18 protein-coding genes and 2 tRNA genes are annotated in these 14575 nt (G+C 72.1%); 12 read left to right on the forward strand and 8 right to left on the reverse strand.

Annotation, left to right across the window (positions count from 1 at the left end; translation table 11 throughout):
- Positions 1-10 precede the first annotated feature (10 nt).
- Positions 11-83 (forward strand) — tRNA-Ala (locus BXA11_RS10695).
- A gap of 92 nt (positions 84-175) precedes the next feature.
- Here the strand turns inward: BXA11_RS10695 and BXA11_RS10700 are convergent.
- Together BXA11_RS10700 and BXA11_RS10705 are read right to left on the reverse strand one after the other, a co-directional pair.
- A complete protein-coding gene (locus BXA11_RS10700) occupies positions 176-484 on the reverse strand; it encodes an AzlD domain-containing protein (protein WP_076434373.1) in 309 nt (102 codons plus the stop codon).
- Positions 475-1182: an AzlC family ABC transporter permease gene (locus BXA11_RS10705; RefSeq protein WP_076434374.1), complete on the reverse strand. Its 708-nt coding sequence runs from the start codon at positions 1180-1182 to the stop codon at positions 475-477. The genes BXA11_RS10700 and BXA11_RS10705 overlap by 10 nt, the downstream gene beginning before the upstream one ends.
- A 67-nt stretch (positions 1183-1249) precedes the next feature.
- Between BXA11_RS10705 and BXA11_RS10710 the strand changes: the two genes are divergently transcribed.
- Positions 1250-1813: a helix-turn-helix domain-containing protein gene (locus BXA11_RS10710; RefSeq protein ID WP_076434375.1), complete on the forward strand. Its 564-nt coding sequence runs from the start codon at positions 1250-1252 to the stop codon at positions 1811-1813.
- Here BXA11_RS10710 and BXA11_RS10715 read toward each other — a convergent pair.
- Entirely contained in the window at positions 1810-2964 is a 1155-nt protein-coding gene (locus BXA11_RS10715) for a low temperature requirement protein A (RefSeq protein ID WP_076434545.1), read from the reverse strand. The two genes, BXA11_RS10710 and BXA11_RS10715, sit on opposite strands and share 4 nt — an antisense overlap.
- 319 nt (positions 2965-3283) lie before the next feature.
- Between BXA11_RS10715 and BXA11_RS10720 the strand changes: the two genes are divergently transcribed.
- A complete protein-coding gene (locus BXA11_RS10720; protein ID WP_076434376.1) occupies positions 3284-3949 on the forward strand; it encodes a class I SAM-dependent DNA methyltransferase in 666 nt (221 codons plus the stop codon).
- Between the two features lie 39 nt (positions 3950-3988).
- Positions 3989-5428: an ATP-binding SpoIIE family protein phosphatase gene (locus BXA11_RS10725; protein WP_143734189.1), complete on the forward strand. Its 1440-nt coding sequence runs from the start codon at positions 3989-3991 to the stop codon at positions 5426-5428.
- Here BXA11_RS10725 and ftrA read toward each other — a convergent pair.
- Complete coding sequence (gene ftrA / locus BXA11_RS10730) at positions 5341-6393, reverse strand: transcriptional regulator FtrA (RefSeq protein ID WP_083744129.1); 1053 nt, start codon at positions 6391-6393, stop codon at positions 5341-5343. The two genes, BXA11_RS10725 and ftrA, sit on opposite strands and share 88 nt — an antisense overlap.
- A gap of 72 nt (positions 6394-6465) precedes the next feature.
- On the opposite strand from ftrA, the gene BXA11_RS10735 reads away from it, so the two are divergent.
- The 3 genes from BXA11_RS10735 to BXA11_RS10745 all read left to right on the forward strand — a co-directional run bounded on the left by BXA11_RS10735 (position 6466) and on the right by BXA11_RS10745 (position 7613).
- Positions 6466-6921, forward strand: coding sequence for a rhodanese-like domain-containing protein (locus BXA11_RS10735; protein WP_076434546.1), 456 nt, complete (start codon positions 6466-6468; stop codon positions 6919-6921).
- A gap of 71 nt (positions 6922-6992) precedes the next feature.
- Positions 6993-7065 (forward strand) — tRNA-Ala (locus tag BXA11_RS10740).
- Positions 7066-7124: 59 nt separating this feature from the next.
- Positions 7125-7613: a nucleotidyltransferase domain-containing protein gene (locus BXA11_RS10745; RefSeq protein ID WP_076434378.1), complete on the forward strand. Its 489-nt coding sequence runs from the start codon at positions 7125-7127 to the stop codon at positions 7611-7613.
- On the opposite strand, the gene BXA11_RS10750 is transcribed toward BXA11_RS10745, so the two are convergent.
- Positions 7614-7880 (reverse strand): HAD family hydrolase, encoded by a 267-nt coding sequence (locus BXA11_RS10750; RefSeq protein WP_076434379.1) that lies wholly within the window; start codon positions 7878-7880, stop codon positions 7614-7616.
- A 71-nt stretch (positions 7881-7951) separates the two neighbouring features.
- Entirely contained in the window at positions 7952-8434 is a 483-nt protein-coding gene (locus BXA11_RS10755; protein WP_076434380.1) for a winged helix-turn-helix transcriptional regulator, read from the reverse strand.
- Positions 8435-8552: 118 nt separating this feature from the next.
- Between BXA11_RS10755 and BXA11_RS10760 the strand changes: the two genes are divergently transcribed.
- Positions 8553-9257 carry an SDR family oxidoreductase gene (locus BXA11_RS10760; protein ID WP_076434381.1) on the forward strand — a complete coding sequence of 235 codons (705 nt, stop codon included), beginning with the start codon at positions 8553-8555 and terminating at the stop codon, positions 9255-9257.
- Between the two features lie 45 nt (positions 9258-9302).
- A complete protein-coding gene (locus BXA11_RS10765) occupies positions 9303-9518 on the forward strand; it encodes a DUF6203 family protein (RefSeq protein ID WP_076434382.1) in 216 nt (71 codons plus the stop codon).
- Positions 9519-9580: 62 nt separating this feature from the next.
- On the opposite strand, the gene BXA11_RS10770 is transcribed toward BXA11_RS10765, so the two are convergent.
- Positions 9581-10543 carry a GlxA family transcriptional regulator gene (locus BXA11_RS10770; RefSeq protein ID WP_076434383.1) on the reverse strand — a complete coding sequence of 321 codons (963 nt, stop codon included), beginning with the start codon at positions 10541-10543 and terminating at the stop codon, positions 9581-9583.
- A 72-nt stretch (positions 10544-10615) separates the two neighbouring features.
- Between BXA11_RS10770 and BXA11_RS10775 the strand changes: the two genes are divergently transcribed.
- The 3 genes from BXA11_RS10775 to BXA11_RS10785 are packed head-to-tail and all read left to right on the forward strand — an operon-like array spanning position 10616 to position 13594.
- Positions 10616-11890, forward strand: a complete 1275-nt coding sequence (locus tag BXA11_RS10775; RefSeq protein ID WP_076434384.1) for an MFS transporter — start codon at positions 10616-10618, stop codon at positions 11888-11890.
- Positions 11887-12549 carry a peptidyl-tRNA hydrolase gene (locus BXA11_RS10780; RefSeq protein WP_204053584.1) on the forward strand — a complete coding sequence of 221 codons (663 nt, stop codon included), beginning with the start codon at positions 11887-11889 and terminating at the stop codon, positions 12547-12549. The genes BXA11_RS10775 and BXA11_RS10780 overlap by 4 nt, the downstream gene beginning before the upstream one ends.
- 46 nt (positions 12550-12595) lie before the next feature.
- Positions 12596-13594, forward strand: coding sequence for a hypothetical protein (locus BXA11_RS10785; RefSeq protein WP_143734190.1), 999 nt, complete (start codon positions 12596-12598; stop codon positions 13592-13594).
- Here BXA11_RS10785 and BXA11_RS10790 read toward each other — a convergent pair.
- Positions 13591-14487, reverse strand: coding sequence for a CPBP family intramembrane glutamic endopeptidase (locus BXA11_RS10790; RefSeq protein ID WP_076434387.1), 897 nt, complete (start codon positions 14485-14487; stop codon positions 13591-13593). The two genes, BXA11_RS10785 and BXA11_RS10790, sit on opposite strands and share 4 nt — an antisense overlap.
- Between the last annotated feature and the right edge of the window lie 88 nt (positions 14488-14575).

Genomic DNA, 14575 nt, shown 5'->3' on the forward strand with positions numbered 1-14575 from the left:
TGCGTCGCAAGGGGCTATAGCGCAGCTGGTAGCGCACTTCCATGGCATGGAAGGGGTCTGGGGTTCGAATCCCCATAGCTCCACAACACCTCAAGGGCGGTCGATCGACCGCCCTTTTGTCGTTCGGGCCGCACACGTTCATAGAGCTGTGCTGATGCGATCGGGCGCTTGTCCGTCAGGGCACGCCGAGGAGGCGGAGGACCGCCGTCGTGGCGGCGGCGAGGACGACGATCAGGGGGAACGGCGCCCTCCGCAGCGTGAGGATCCCGGCGACGAGCACCCCGGCGGGCCTGGCCCATCCGGCGAAGCCGTGCCCCTCGGTGAGGGCCGAGGTGGCCACGAGGGCGATGAGCAGCACGGTCGCGGCGACGGACAACAGGTGGCGCAGGCGGCCGGGCAGCCGGAGCCGGTGCCGCAGCACCGGCCCGGCCAGGCGGAACGCGTAGGTGCCTGCGGCCAGCGCGAGGACGGCGATCAGGGGCATGAGACCTCCGAACCGTAGGGGGTCCGCACGGTGAGCACGAGACCGGTCAGGGCGAGCAGCACCGGCAGGCCCGCGGGCAGGAACGGCGTGGCCGCCACCGCGACGGCCGCACCGGACACGCAGGCCCGGCGCAGGGCGGCGGTCCGCACGTTCCGTTCGGTGAGCGAGGGCAGCACGAGGGCGAGCAGCACCGCGGGGAAGGCCGCGTCCAGTCCCAGAGCGGCGGTGTCGCCGATGTCGCGTCCGGCCAGCGCGCCGAGCACGACGGCCGCGTTCCAGCTGATGAAAAGGCCGAGCCCGCAGGCCCAGAACGCCGCGTGACGCCGGCGGGGGTCGGCGTCGCGCAGCACGAAGGCCACGGCCTCGTCTGTCAACAGGTGCGCACCGGTGAGGCGTGTCCACCACCGGTCGCCGAGGGCGTCGCCGACCGCGAAGCCGAACGGCAGCAGGCGCGCGTTCAGCACCAGCCCGGCCGCGACGGCGGCGAGCGGGGCGCCGCCGGACAGCACCACGCCGACCGCGGCGAACTGCGCCCCTCCGGCGAACACCAGCAGGGACATGACGACCGGCACCCACGCGGGCAGGCCGCCGGACACGGCGATCGCGCCGAACGCGGCGCCCACCATGGCGTCGGCGAGGCAAACCAAAGCGATGTCGCGGAGCGTGCCGCGATCGAGTGTTCGCCAGAGCGAATGCATGTCCAGTAGAGTGAACAACGACGATGGTGTTCGTCAAGTCGAACAAGCGGAAGTGTGGAGCGAACACGTGGCTGAGAGGCCGTCCTTCGACCTGATCACGCTCATCGCCGCGTCGATCCGCAGGGAGCGCGAGCGCGCCGGCCTGTCGCTGACCGAGCTGGCCAAGCGCGCGGGCATCGCCAAGTCCACGCTCTCCCAGCTGGAGTCGGGCGCCGGCAACCCGAGCGTGGAGACGCTGTGGGCGCTCGGGGTCGCGCTCGGCGTGCCGTTCAGCCGCCTCGTGGACCCGCCCCGGCCGGCCGTACGGGTGATCCGGGCCGGGGAGGGGCCCGCGACCTACTCCGAGCAGGCCAGTTACGCGGCCACCCTGCTGGCGTCGTGCCCGCCGCACGCGCGGCGCGACCTGTACCGGATCTCGGCCCAGCCGGGCCCGCCGCGCACTTCCGACCCGCACATGGCCGGCACCGTCGAGCACCTGCTGATCGGCACCGGGCGCGCGCTGGCCGGGCCCGCGGAGGAGCCGGTCGAGCTCGGGCCGGGTGACTACATCGCCTATCCCGGCGACGCCCCCCACGTCTTCGAAGCCCTCGAACCCGGCACCACCGCGGTCATCGTCATGGAGCACGTCTAGGCCGCCTGCGGCTCCCCGCTGCGGACGACGGCCGCCCAGACGGCGACGCCCGCCGCGGTCGCGGTGGCGCAGGCCGCGAGCGCCAGAGGCGGCACCAGCGGAGTGAGGGCCCCGAGGGCGGCGAAGACGAGCACCCCCGCGAGATGCGACCTCGGGACGCGCCCCCAGACGACCCGCTTGAACAGCGCGTGCCCGGTGAGGAAGAGCGCGGGGCCGCCCAGCACGGCGATCGCCGTTCCGGGCGCGGTGTGGCCCCCCGGGTGGTGGATCACGAGTTCGTCGGCCACGGCCGACACGACGACGCCGGCGACCATCGGCAGGTGGAGGAAGGTGTAGGCCGAGCGGGCGAGCCGCCCAGGGTCGTCCGCCGCGGCGATCACCCGGCTGCCCGCCTCGGCGCTGCTGCCGAAGTAGGTCCACCACAGGCCGACGCTCGCGCCGAACGCGGTGAGCAGGGCCGCGCCGGCCACGGGCGACGGATGCGCGGCGAAGGTCGCCCCGGTGACCAGGATCGACTCGCCGAACGCGATGATCAGGAAGAGCTGGCAGCGCTCGGCCAGGTGGGCGCCGTCGACCGACCAGTCCGTGGTCGACGACCTGCCGAGGCCCGGCGTGACGAATCCGACCCAGGGCGCCAGCAGGTCGGCCCCCACCGCCGCCGCCCACAGCAGTTCCCTCGACAGGCCGTGCGTGAGACCGCCCGCGATCCAGAACGCCCCCGACAGCACCGCCCAGGCGAGCACGCGCGTCAGGTTGCGCCGCAGTGGGCCCCGTGGCGCGGCGGCCACCGAGCACGCCGTACGGACGACCTGCACGGCCACGTACGCCGCGGCGAACATCAGGCCGTGCTCGCCGAAGGCCCGGGGGAGGGCCGCCGACATGATCAGGCTCGCCAGCATGACGGCGACCAGCACGATCCGCACCGAGGGACGGTCGGGGTCGAACCAGTTCGTGTGCCAGGCGGTGTAGATCCACGCCCACCAGACGGCGAGCAGCAGCAACAGGGTCTGCGCCGCGCCGCGCCACGACAGGTGGGCGAGCAGCAGATGGGAGAGCTGAGTGACCGCGAACACGTACACGAGGTCGAAGAACAGCTCGGTGAACGTGACCCGTTGCTCCCCGCCACGCCGGCGGAGCGTGCCCGTGTGCATCGTCACGGCGGCCCACGCTAGGGATCTTTGTGTCAAAAGGGAAGAAGATGGCTTGATATTGCTGCGGCCACGAGGCGGTCCTCGCCGCTGTAGAGGCGGGCGACGCCGCGCAGCGCGCCTCGCGGACCTCGTCGATCATGCGAGCCTCCCTGGTGCGGCATCTGGCATATCGGTAGGCCGACCACGTGATGTTGACAACGATCTTTGACACAATTGATGGCCGAAATGCCCATTTAGCGGCGCTATGTCTTGACTTGTTCGGGTGTAGTCCTCTATCTAGAAGAAGGCAAAAGACGGCTGATCTCTAACGGCGGCAACTATGACAATCGAATCAGGACCGGACAATCCGCGTCAGGAGTACCGTGCCATCCAGGCCGAGGCGTTCAACCGCATCGGCGGCCGGTATGACGAGGCCTTCCCGCACAAGGAAGGCCAGGTGGCCGCCGGTGAATGGATGATCAAGCAGCTCAAGCCGGGAGCACGCGTCCTCGACGTCGGCTGTGGCACGGGGTCGCCCACGGCGCAGCAGTTCGCCGAGGCGGGCTGCGAGGTGGCCGGCATCGACATCTCCCCGGTCATGCTGGACCTGGCGCGCAAGAACGTGCCGACAGGGACCTTCCTCGAACGCGACGTGCTCGACCTCGACGACTCGCTCGGCGTTTTCGACGCCGTGACGGCCTTCTTCAGTCTGCTCATGCTGCCGCGGGCCGAAATCGAGCAGGCGCTGCGCAAAATCCACGCGGTGCTCGCCCCCGGTGGCCTGTTCTCGCTGAGCATGGTGGAAATCGACCTCGACGACGTGCCGTTCCAGTTTCTCGGCGCTCCCGTGCGGGTGACCGGATATCTGCGCGACGAGTTGCGCGAGGTCATCGAAGCCGCCGGATTCGGCGTGCTGTCGGAGAACCACATTTCGTACGCTCCGGCGACCACGCAGGCGCCGCCGGAAATCCAGCTGTTCGTCAACTGCCGGCGTGACCGATTCTGAGCGGCCACACCCGTGTCGGGAGGCGGGGATCCGTTCTCAGTGCTGAGTCACGTCAGCGGGGTCGTCCGGGCCATGGGCGAGAGCCGGGGCCCGGAGGAGGCGACGAGGGTCCTCTGCGAGGCGGTGGTGCCGGAGCTGGCCGACGCGGCCGCGGTCTACGTGGACGGGGCCGTCCGGCACCGGGTCGATCCCGGCGGGCGGCTGCCGCCGCGCTGGGACGGCGACGGGATCGCTGAGGCGGCCCTGCTCGACGGGCGCCTGCTCGCCGCGCCCCTCAGGGCGTACGGCGAGCCCGTCGGCTGCGCGCTGCTGGCGCGGGACGCACGGCGGCCGCCCTTCGAGGAGGCCCACGTGCTCGCCGTGGGGCAGCTCGCCGTGCCCGCCGCGCTCGCGATCCACCACGGGCGCAAGGACCGGCGGCAGGACGAGACCCTGGAGACCCTCCAGCGCGGCATGCGGCCGGGCGACCCGCCCGCCCTGCCCGGGCTGGAGATCGCCTACCGCTACAAGCCCGCCGCCGAGCGGGTGGGCGGCGACTGGTACGACGTCATCCCACTGCCGGGCAGCAGGGTGGCCCTGGTCGTCGGCGACGTGATGGGACACGGCCTGGCCGCCGCGGCCGTGATGGGCCAGCTCCGCACGGCCGTGCAGACCCTGGCCTCGCTCGACCTGCCGGCCGAGCAGGTGCTCCACTCGCTCGACGAGATGGCCCAGCGGCTGGCCGCGCAGACGCTGACCACGTGCGTCTACTGCGTCTACGACCCGGTGCTGCGCAGGTGCACGATCGCGAGCGCCGGGCACCTGCCGCCCATCCTGCTCGGACCGGACGGCAAGGCGGAGGTGCTGTCGCCGCCCCGGTGCCCGCCGATCGGGCTGGGCCGCACGCCGTTCGAGACGATGGAGATCGCGGCGGAGGACGGCAGCATGCTCGTCCTCTACACCGACGGGCTCGTGGAGGAGCGCGGGCAGGACATCGGGGTCAGCGTTGAGTCGCTGCGCCGCAGGCTCGCGAACGGCACCTCGATCGAGGCGCTGAGCGACGAGGTGCTGTCGTCGGAGACGACCGACGACGTCACCGTGCTGGCCATCCGGTTCCGCGGCATCCCCAGCGAGCACGTCGCCCAGTGGCTCCTGGAGCCCCAGCCGACGGCGCCCGGCCGCGTACGCGGCCTGGTACGCCGGACGCTCGGCCCGTGGGGTCTCACGCCCATGATCCCGGTGGCCGAGCTGCTCGCCGGAGAGCTCGTCACCAACGCCGTGCAGCACACCCAGCGGCCCATCACCCTCAGGCTGCTGCGCACCGACCACCTGCTGTGCGAGGTCAGCGACGACGACCACCGGCTGCCGGTGGTGCGCGAGCCCGGCCCGCTCGACGAGGACGGCAGGGGGCTCTACCTGGTCAACCAGCTCGCCGAGCACTGGGGGACCAGCCGGGTCGCCGGGGGCAAGACCGTCTGGTTCTCGCTGCCCATCCCCTGACGCCGGAACGCCTTCCGGTACGCCGACGGCGACGTACGCATCGAACGGCCGAAATGGTGGCGGAACGTCACCGGGCTCTCGAAGCCGACGGCGGCTGCCACCTCCTCCACAGGAGCCGCCGTCGTCTCCAGGAGCGGCAGGCTGGCGGCGATCCGCTGCGCGATCACCCACCGCAGCGGGCTCGTCCCGGTGCGGCGGCCGAAGTGCCGGATGAAGCCGCGCTCGGACATCCCGGCGACCCGGGCCAGCGCGGCGACCGTGACCGGGCGGGTGAGATCGGTCAGCACCCACTCCATCGCCCGGCCCACCGGATCGCCGGCCTCCACCTCCGCGACCGGCGCCTCGACGAACTGCGCCTGCCCGCCCTCCCGGTGCGGCGGCACCACCAGCCTGCGGGCCACCGCGTTGGCCACGCTCGGCCCGTGGTCACGCCGCACCAGATGGACGAGCAGGTCGAGGCCCGCCGCGCTGCCCGCGCTGGTCAGCACGTCGCCCTCGTCCACGTACAGCACCCCGGGATCCACCCGGACCTCGGGATGACGCCGCTGGAGCAGGGCGGCGTACCGCCAGTGGGTGGTCGCGGCCCGCCCATCGAGCAGCCCGGCGGCGGCGAGGGCGAAGGCGCCCGAGCAGATCGACACGATCCGGGCCCCGCCGTCATGGGCCCGGCGCAGGGCGGCCGTGAGGGCGGGGGAGATCTCCGCTCGCACGTCCGGGACGCCGGGCACGATCACGGTCCGCGCCCCGGCGAAGACGTCGAGCCCGTGCGCCGCCTCGATCGTGAACCCGCCGACCGCTCGCAGCGGGCCGGGTCTTTCCGCGCACACGGCGAGCTCGTACCACGGGACGTCCAGTTCCGGGCGGGGCAGCCCGAAGACCTCGACGACGCAGCCCAGTTCGAAGGGACTCATGCCGTCGAAGGCCAGCACCGACACGGTGCGGCTCCGGTCGGGGCGCGGGAGCATGGCGGGATATTAGCGATAACGGGCGTTCATGCCTCTTCTGGGGTGGCAGGGCGACCGGGCACCCTGGTCGGCATGTCCGTCGTAACGCACACGCCCGCGGCCGAGCCGGCCGCCGCCGTCGCCCATTTCTCCGCCCGCCTTGCTTTCGAGACCGACGTGTCCGACGTACGCGCCGACCTGCTCTCCGGGGACCCGACGATCGTCGTGGTCGACTCCCGCAGCGGGGAGAGCTGGCGGCAGGGCCACATCGAGGGGGCCGTCCATCTGCCCACGGCTGAGATCGCCGCCCGGGCGCCCGCGCTGATCTCCCGTGACGTGACCGTGGTCACCTACTGCTGGGGGCCGGGCTGCAACGGCGCGACCCGCGCGGCGCTGGAGTTCGCCCGGCTGGGTTATCGGGTCAAGGAGATGATCGGCGGGTTCGAGTACTGGGTGCGTGAGGGCTTCCCGGTTCTGGAGCCCTCCGGAGTGCGCACCCGGCCGGCCGATCCGCTCACCGCTCCCGCGGGAGCCGCCTGCGCCTGCTGAGACCTTCTCGGTTACACCCACACCGCGGAAGTCCTATACACTGGCGAGGCATCGCCGACGCGGTGTGGCAAGGGGCTATAGCGCAGCTGGTAGCGCACTTCCATGGCATGGAAGGGGTCTGGGGTTCGAATCCCCATAGCTCCACAATGACCGAACCATCCCGAGAGCCGTCCTCCGTCCGGAGGGCGGCTCTCGGCGTTCTGATGGACGCCGAAACGGTCTGCGGCATCTACGGCCATCTCGCCGAACGTGGAGTGCGGATCTGGATCGACGGCGGCTGGTGCGTCGACGCTCTCCTCGGGAGGCAGACGAGAGAGCACCCGGACCTCGACGTGGCGGTCGACCACGAGGACGAAGCGGAGTTCGCCGCACTCATGCGGGGTCTCGGATACGCGAAGAGGCGCGACGGCGACGACGCCGCGTGGAACTACGTCCTGACCGACGGCCGAGGCCGCAGCGTCGACGTGCACGTCTTCGAATACGACGAATCCGGAAAGAACGTCTACGGGATCGCGTACCCCTACGGCTCGCTCACCGGACAGGGCACGATCAACGGCCGGGCCGTGGACTGCGTCGCCCCGCAGTGGATGTTCACCTTCAAGACGGCGTACACGCCCCAGGACAAGGATCGCGAGGACGTCCACGCGCTGGGGGAGAAGTTCGGCTTCGAGATACCGCCGACCCATCGCTGATCACCGGCTCGTGAGGCGCAGGGTGAGCTCACGGAGGTCCGCGGCGGCCATGGACGGCGCTTCGTCGTGGGTCCATTCGAGGCGGTCGCGATTGATCCAGACGGTGTCCAATCCGGCCCTTTGAGCGGCGACGACGTCCTCGACGGGGTCGTCGCCCACGTGCAGGACGTCGCATGCCTCAAGCCGCATCCGCTCCAGCCTGACGTGGTAGATCTGCGGATCCGGCTTGTGGAAGTCGAAGGACAGAGCCCGATAGGTGCCGGCCATGCTCGCTCCCCTCCCCCGGACGCCGACTCTCCCGGACGCCGACGCGGAGGGCCGATCGACCATCCGGCGGTTCAGGCCGCCCTGCCTCCGTCGTCCGGCCGGTGAGTGGCTGTGCGTACGAGGGTGACCGCGTCCAGCGGGACGGCGCGCCCCTCGGGGTCGGTGAACGACACCTCCAGTCGCGCCCCGGTCCGCCGATCGCGGCGTTCGACCGTCGGTCCCGCGAGCCGGGGCGCGTGGCGGTCCCCCCACTGCTGCAGCGCTCCGAGGATCACGAGCGCGTCGCGGCCCGAGTCGGTCAGGTGGTACTCGTACCGGGTGCGGGCCCCGGTGTCGCGGTAGGGCCGCTTCTCGACGACGCCCGCACCGGCGAGCGTCGCCAGCCGGGTGGTCAGCAGATTCGTGGCGATCCCCAGGCGCTGCTGGATGTCGGCGAAACGGACGACTCCCGCGTGCAGCTCCCGCAGTATCAGCGGCGTCCACCGCTCTCCGAGCAGGGTCACGGTCCGCTCGATGGAGCACGTCATCGAGTCGGGGAGTTCGGTGGTCGTCATCGCACGCCTCGCTCGCTGGTCGCCGGTGGCATCCAGGCTAGCCCGAAGAAGCTGACTTGCAATTTTAAAGTCAGGCCCTCTAGTGTGGACGCGAAGTCGTCGAGGGATGGAGACAGCAATGAAGATCGAGGGATCGGTCGCGCTGGTCACGGGCGCTAACCGGGGGCTGGGACGGTGTTTCGCAGCCGCGCTGCTGGACCGTGGCGCCGCCACGGTGTACGCGGCGGCGCGCAGGCCGGAGACGGTCGACCTGCCGGGCGTGGTGCCGCTCGCCCTGGACATCACCGACCCCGCGTCCGTCCGGGCCGCCGCCGAGCGGGCCCGCGACGTGAACCTGCTGATCAACAACGCCGGAATCTCCACGGGCTCGTCGGCCCTCGCCGGGACGCTCGACGACATCCGCCTGGAGATGGAGACGCACTACTTCGGCACGCTCGCCATGGCTCGTGAGTTCGCCCCGGTCCTGGGCCGCAACGGGGGCGGCGCGATCCTCAACGTGCTGTCGGTGCTGTCGTGGTTCACCGCCCCGCGGGTGGCCGCCTACTCCGCGGCCAAGGCGGCCGCGCTGCAGCTCACCAACAGCCTTCGCCTCGAGCTGAAGGAGCAGGGCACGCTCGTCACGGCGCTGCACGTCGGATACATGGACACCGACATGGCCGCCCACGCCGACGGCCCGAAGGCCGACCCGGCGGAGGTCGCCGCCCAGGCCCTGCGGGGGATCGAGCAGGGGAGTTTCGAGGTGGTCGCCGACGACACGAGCCGCTACGTGCGGGCCAAGCTGTCCGGCGGCGTGACCGACCTGTATCCGCAGCTGGCGTCCTGACCGGCGCGCACATGATCACATCCGTGCCGGGTAGGGGCGGATGTCATGAAGAGGATCCTGCAGCTCGTCTTCACCCGCTGGCTGGCGCGAACGCCGCTCGGGATGGTCCTGCTCGGCCTCGGCTGGCTGTTCATGCGCAAGCGGCGGGCCCGCAGGCAGCAGCAGCCCGCGAGCGCCCCGGCGCATCGCGAGCCCGGACGCCGGTCGGGCGACCCGTACGCCTGGCGCGGCCCCACCACAGGTGACCGCCGCCGGCACTGATCAGCAGTCGGCACTGATCAGTCGGCACTGATCAGTCGGCGCTGATCAACAGTCGGCGCCGATCAGCCGATGACGGCCGGAGTGCGGAACGTCTGGCGGTAGACCAGGGGGGACACCCCGACGGCGGCGTGGAGGTGCTGGCGGAGCGAGACCGCGCTGCCGAACCCGGCCTTCCTGGCGATCGCGTCGACAGGCAGATCGGTGGTCTCCAGCAGGTCCCGGGCGTGCGCGATCCGCTGCCCGGCGAGCCACCTGGCCGGGCTGAGGCCGGTCTCCTCCCGGAACCTGCGGGTGAACGTCCGCACGCTCATGCGGGCGTGCGCGGCCAGGGCGGCCAGGTTGACCGGCTCCTCCAGGTGTTCCAGCATCCACGCCCGGGTGGGCGCGGTGGTGGTCCCGACGGGATCGGGGAGCGGGCGCTCGATGTATTGAGCCTGCCCGCCCTCCCGGAACGGCGGGGTGACGCAGCGGCGGGCGGTGCGGTTGGCCACCTCGCTGCCGTGGTCGCGCCGGATGACGTGCAGGCACAGATCGATGCCCGCCGCCACGCCGGCCGAGGTGAGCACGTCGCCGTCGTCGATGAACAGCACGTCGGGATCGAGCCGTACGCGGGGGAACAGCGCGCCGAAATCCGCGGCGTTGCGCCAGTGGGTGGTCGCCGGACGCCCGTCCAGCAGGCCCGCGGCGGCCAGCACGAAGGCGCCGGTGCAGATCGAGATGAGCCGGGCGCGCCCGGCGACGCCCCACAGCGCCGCGCGCACCTCCTCGTCGAGCGTGCCGTTCTCCAGCGGGGTGCCGCTGTGGATGCCCGGCACCACCACCGTGTCGGCCGTGGCGAGCACGCTCAGGTCGTGGTCGGGAACGACGCTGTAGCCCGCCTGGCTCCGCACCGGACGGCCGCCCGGGCTGCAGGTGACGACCTCGTACAGCGGGCCGGGGTCGTGGGCGGCCCAGAACACCTGCCCGGGGACGCCCAGATCGAGTGTGGCGAAGTCGCCCAAGGCCAGTACGGCGACGCGGTGCATGGCCCGATTCTTTCACATGTTGACCTCCGGGCCACTGTTCGTCCGAGGCGGGCGCAACGGAGGATGCTCGCCATGAAGTCGCTGCATCGTGCGTGGATCGTCGCCGCCGTCGCCTTCGTCGCGATCATCGGGGCGGCCGGGTTCCGCGCCACGCCGGGTGTGCTGATCACCCCGCTGGAGGACGCGTTCGGCTGGTCGCGGGGCACGATCTCGCTCGCGGTCTCGGTGAACCTCATGCTCTACGGGCTGTGCGCGCCGTTCGCGGCGGCGCTCATGGACCGCTTCGGCATGCGCCGCGTCGTCGCCTGCGCCCTGCTGCTGGTGGCGGCCGGGAGCGGCCTGACCGTGTTCATGACCGCGAGCTGGCAGCTCGTCGCGCTGTGGGGCGTCCTGGTCGGGCTCGGCACCGGCTCGATGGCGCTCGTCTTCGCCGCCACGCTGACCGACCGCTGGTTCGTACGGCACCGCGGTCTGGTCACCGGCGTACTGACGGCAGGCGGCGCGACCGGGCAGCTGATCTTCCTGCCGGTGCTCGCGCACCTGACGGAGATGCAGGGGTGGCGGTGGGCCTCGGTCACGGTGGCGGGAGCCGCGCTCGCCGTCGTGCCCCTCGTGTGGTTCCTGCTCAGGGACACCCCCGAGGAGATCGGCCTGACCGCGCTGGGCGCGACCGAGCCGGTCGTGCGCACGCCCGCCGTGCGCACGCCGGACGGGGGCGCCGCCGCGAGGGCCGTCCGCGTGCTGCGGGACGCCGCCCGCACCCGGCACTTCTGGTATCTCGCCGTCGGCTTCGCCATCTGCGGGGCGAGCACGAACGGCCTGGTCGGCACCCACTTCATCCCGGCCGCCCACGACCACGGCATGGCGGAAACCACCGCGGCCTCGCTGCTCGCCGTGATCGGGGTCTTCGACATCGCCGGCACCGTCTTCTCCGGCTGGCTGAGCGACCGGGTGGACCCGCGGCTCCTGCTCGTCGTCTACTACGCGCTGCGCGGGCTGTCGCTGCTGGTCCTGCCGCAGCTGTTCTCCGCCACGGCCGAGCCGAGCATGCTGGTCTTCATCGTCTTCTACGGTCTCGACTGGGTGGCCACCGTGCCGCCGACCGTCGCGCTGTGCCGCAGGATCTTCGGCGCGAACGGAGCGGTGGTGTTCGGCTGGGTCTTCGCCTCCCACCAGGTCGGCGCGGCCGTCGTCGCCACCGCGGCCGGGATCACCCGTGACCATCTGGGGAACTACGACCTGGCGTGGTACGGCGCGGGCGTGCTGTGCCTGCTCGCCGCGCTCATGTCGTCCCGTATCGTCACGCGTGTCCGGGATGGCCGCGAAGCTGCGATCCTTGTCGGGTGACCGAACGCGTTCTTCCCCTGGTCGTACGCATCGAACGGGCCGCGCCGCCGCAGCGCACCGACGCGCTGGAGGCGGCGGCGACGGCCGTGGTGTGCCTGCTGGACAGTGCCGAGAGCGAAGGCCGGTGGCCGCAGGAGGTCGCCGAGTGGCAGGACGGGCGGATCAGGAAGGTGGTCAGGCGGGCTCGCGGAGCCGAGTGGCGGCGGGCGCTCGCCCTGCCCGGCATCACCGTCGCCGTGCGCACGGCCGAGGTGCGGGTGCATCCTCCCGTGCCGCTCGACGACTGGCCGCGCGATCTCGCCCGGCTCCAGGTGTCGGGCACCGAGTTGACCGACGACGCCACCCCGCCGGAGCCGGGTCCGGTGGACGTGGTGCTCTGGATCAACCCCGGGCTGGAGATGACCGCGGGCAAGGCGATGGCCCAGGCGGGCCACGGCGCCCAGTTCGCCTGGTGGGGCGCGGGCGAGGCGGACAGGGCGGCCTGGCGCGAGCGCGGCTTCGCCGTACGGGTCAGGACGGCCGGCCCGGCCCGGTGGGAGGCGCTGGCCGCGAGCGGGCTGCCGGTGGTCAGGGACGCCGGGTTCACCGAGATCGCACCGGGCTCCGCGACGGTCGTGGCGGACGCTCCGTGGCTGCGGGTCGGCGTTCCCGAAGTGTGATGGGGAACGCACCCGAAATATCGGGATATGCCGTACGCTCCCGATCGTGTCACCTGGGGACTATGGGACGAAGGCCGTTCCCTCTTATATAGCGGCCGAGGCCGAGACCACTCCGCTACCGAAGATCACGGTCCCAGTGGCTGCGCCACCGGCGAGCTCGTCCAAGGGGCTCGGAGACCTGCCGATGCGGGTGGTCTACCGTACGATCGCGGTCGCCGCGGGAGTCGCCGTCCTGGGCGCGGGCGCGACCGCCGTGCTGCTGAACCGGGACGACCCCGCGACCGCGGCACCGCGAAACTCCGCGGCCGCCGCCGCTCCCTCGGTCATATCGGCCTCGTCCGCGTCGAGCGCCGCCGCACCGGCCGCGGGCGCGGTGGCCACGCCCGGCCTCAGCCCGCTGTCAAGCACGGGGGCGAGCGCGACGCCCGGCGCGGACGTGGACGCCGTCTCTAGTCCGGCGGCCAGTCCGGACACGGCCGATGTCGCGCTGGCGGCGGCCCTCAAGGACCCCCGCGTGCCCGCGCTGCCGAAGAACGGCCGCCGCCTTCGCACCCTGCCCGGCCGGGCGGCCGCCGCCCACGGCTCGATCAAGGACCGGCGCTCCGGCGTCGCCCTGCCCCGCTTCACCAAGACCTGGGCGCTGGCCACGCCCGCGCCGTTCGCCTCCCGTCAGTTGCTGCCCAAGGTCAAGGGCGCGTCGTACCGCGGGATGCTGGTCTCCTGCCCCGTGCCGATCCCCGAGCAGAAGACGCTGCGCGACACCGCCTTCCTGGCCGCCCGGTGGACGCTGAACCACCACCCCTCGGGCGCGACGATCACCTGGACGGCCTCACAGCCCATCAAGGCGGGCAAGCGGCAGGGCTGGCTGCTCGGCTACACGGTGCACTACACGCTCAAGGGCAAGAAGCGGGTCTCCGCCGCGGCCCTGGCCCTTGTGGACGTGCCGGAGAAGAAGCCCGCCGTCGTGTTCGTCACGATCCCCGACAGCCAGAAGAAGCGCTGGCACGACATCAACAAGGTGATGTCCTCCGTCAAGGCGCTCTAGTAGGAGCGCGGGCGCCGCCACAGGCGGTTGGTCAGGAGCACGGCCACCGCCAGCCCGGCGGTGGTGAGGGCGCCGCCCTCGCCGACCATCCAGGCAGACCTGTCGTGCGCCGACGTCATCGCCTCGGCCACGAAGTACAGCGACGCGTTCATCGTGGCGTGGAGCACCAGGACCGGCCAGATGCTCCGCGTGCGCAGGCGCAGCCACACGAGTGGGAAGGCCAGCGTGACCGTCTGGAGCGTGAACATCAGCAGCGCGTACGGCACCGGCACGCCCTCCTCCACCGCCCCCGGCACGAACAGCATCAGGGGATAGTGGAACGAGGCCCAGGCCAGGCCGAGGATCACCGCTGTCGCGGCCGGGCTCCTGCGCGCGCCGAGCCTCGTGACGAGCACGGAACTCCAGCCGAGCTGCTCGCCGAGCGCCAGGACGACGAACGGCACCACTCCGGGAACGAGGCCGAGCACCACGCCGAGCGCCGGATTCAGCCCGGTGGACGCGGCGAGGTTGCCCGGATCGAAGCGGGCGGCGCCGGTCAGCCAGGCCGTGCCGTACGCGAGGCCGGTGCCGAGGACGGGCACGGCCCACGCGGCGGCGATCGTGCGCCAGGGCACCCGGTGGAAACCCCAGTCCACGGCGCGGACGCCGCCACCGGCCAGGCACACGGCGAGTGCGGCGAGCGCGGGCATGAACGCCTGGCTGTAGACGGCGATCTGGGTGCCGATCGGGGCGTCGCCGATCCGGTTGAGGTCGGCGCCCTGTGAGACGGCGAGGGCCACGACGGGCAGCACGAGGGCGGCCAGGGTGGCGCCGTATACGGCGAGCCGCGGCCCGCGGACGGTGGCGGGAGCGGTGGCCTCGATGGGGATGGCGGTTGGCGTGTTCGTTCGCATGGGCCGATTCCAGCGCCCCGGCGGTCCCGTCCGCCTGAGGGCCGGGTCCTGTTCCGGTCCCGGCGACGGGGCCCGACGGGGTCCCGTT

The organism is Microbispora rosea (assembly GCF_900156315.1).
Lineage (GTDB): Bacteria > Actinomycetota > Actinomycetes > Streptosporangiales > Streptosporangiaceae > Microbispora > Microbispora rosea.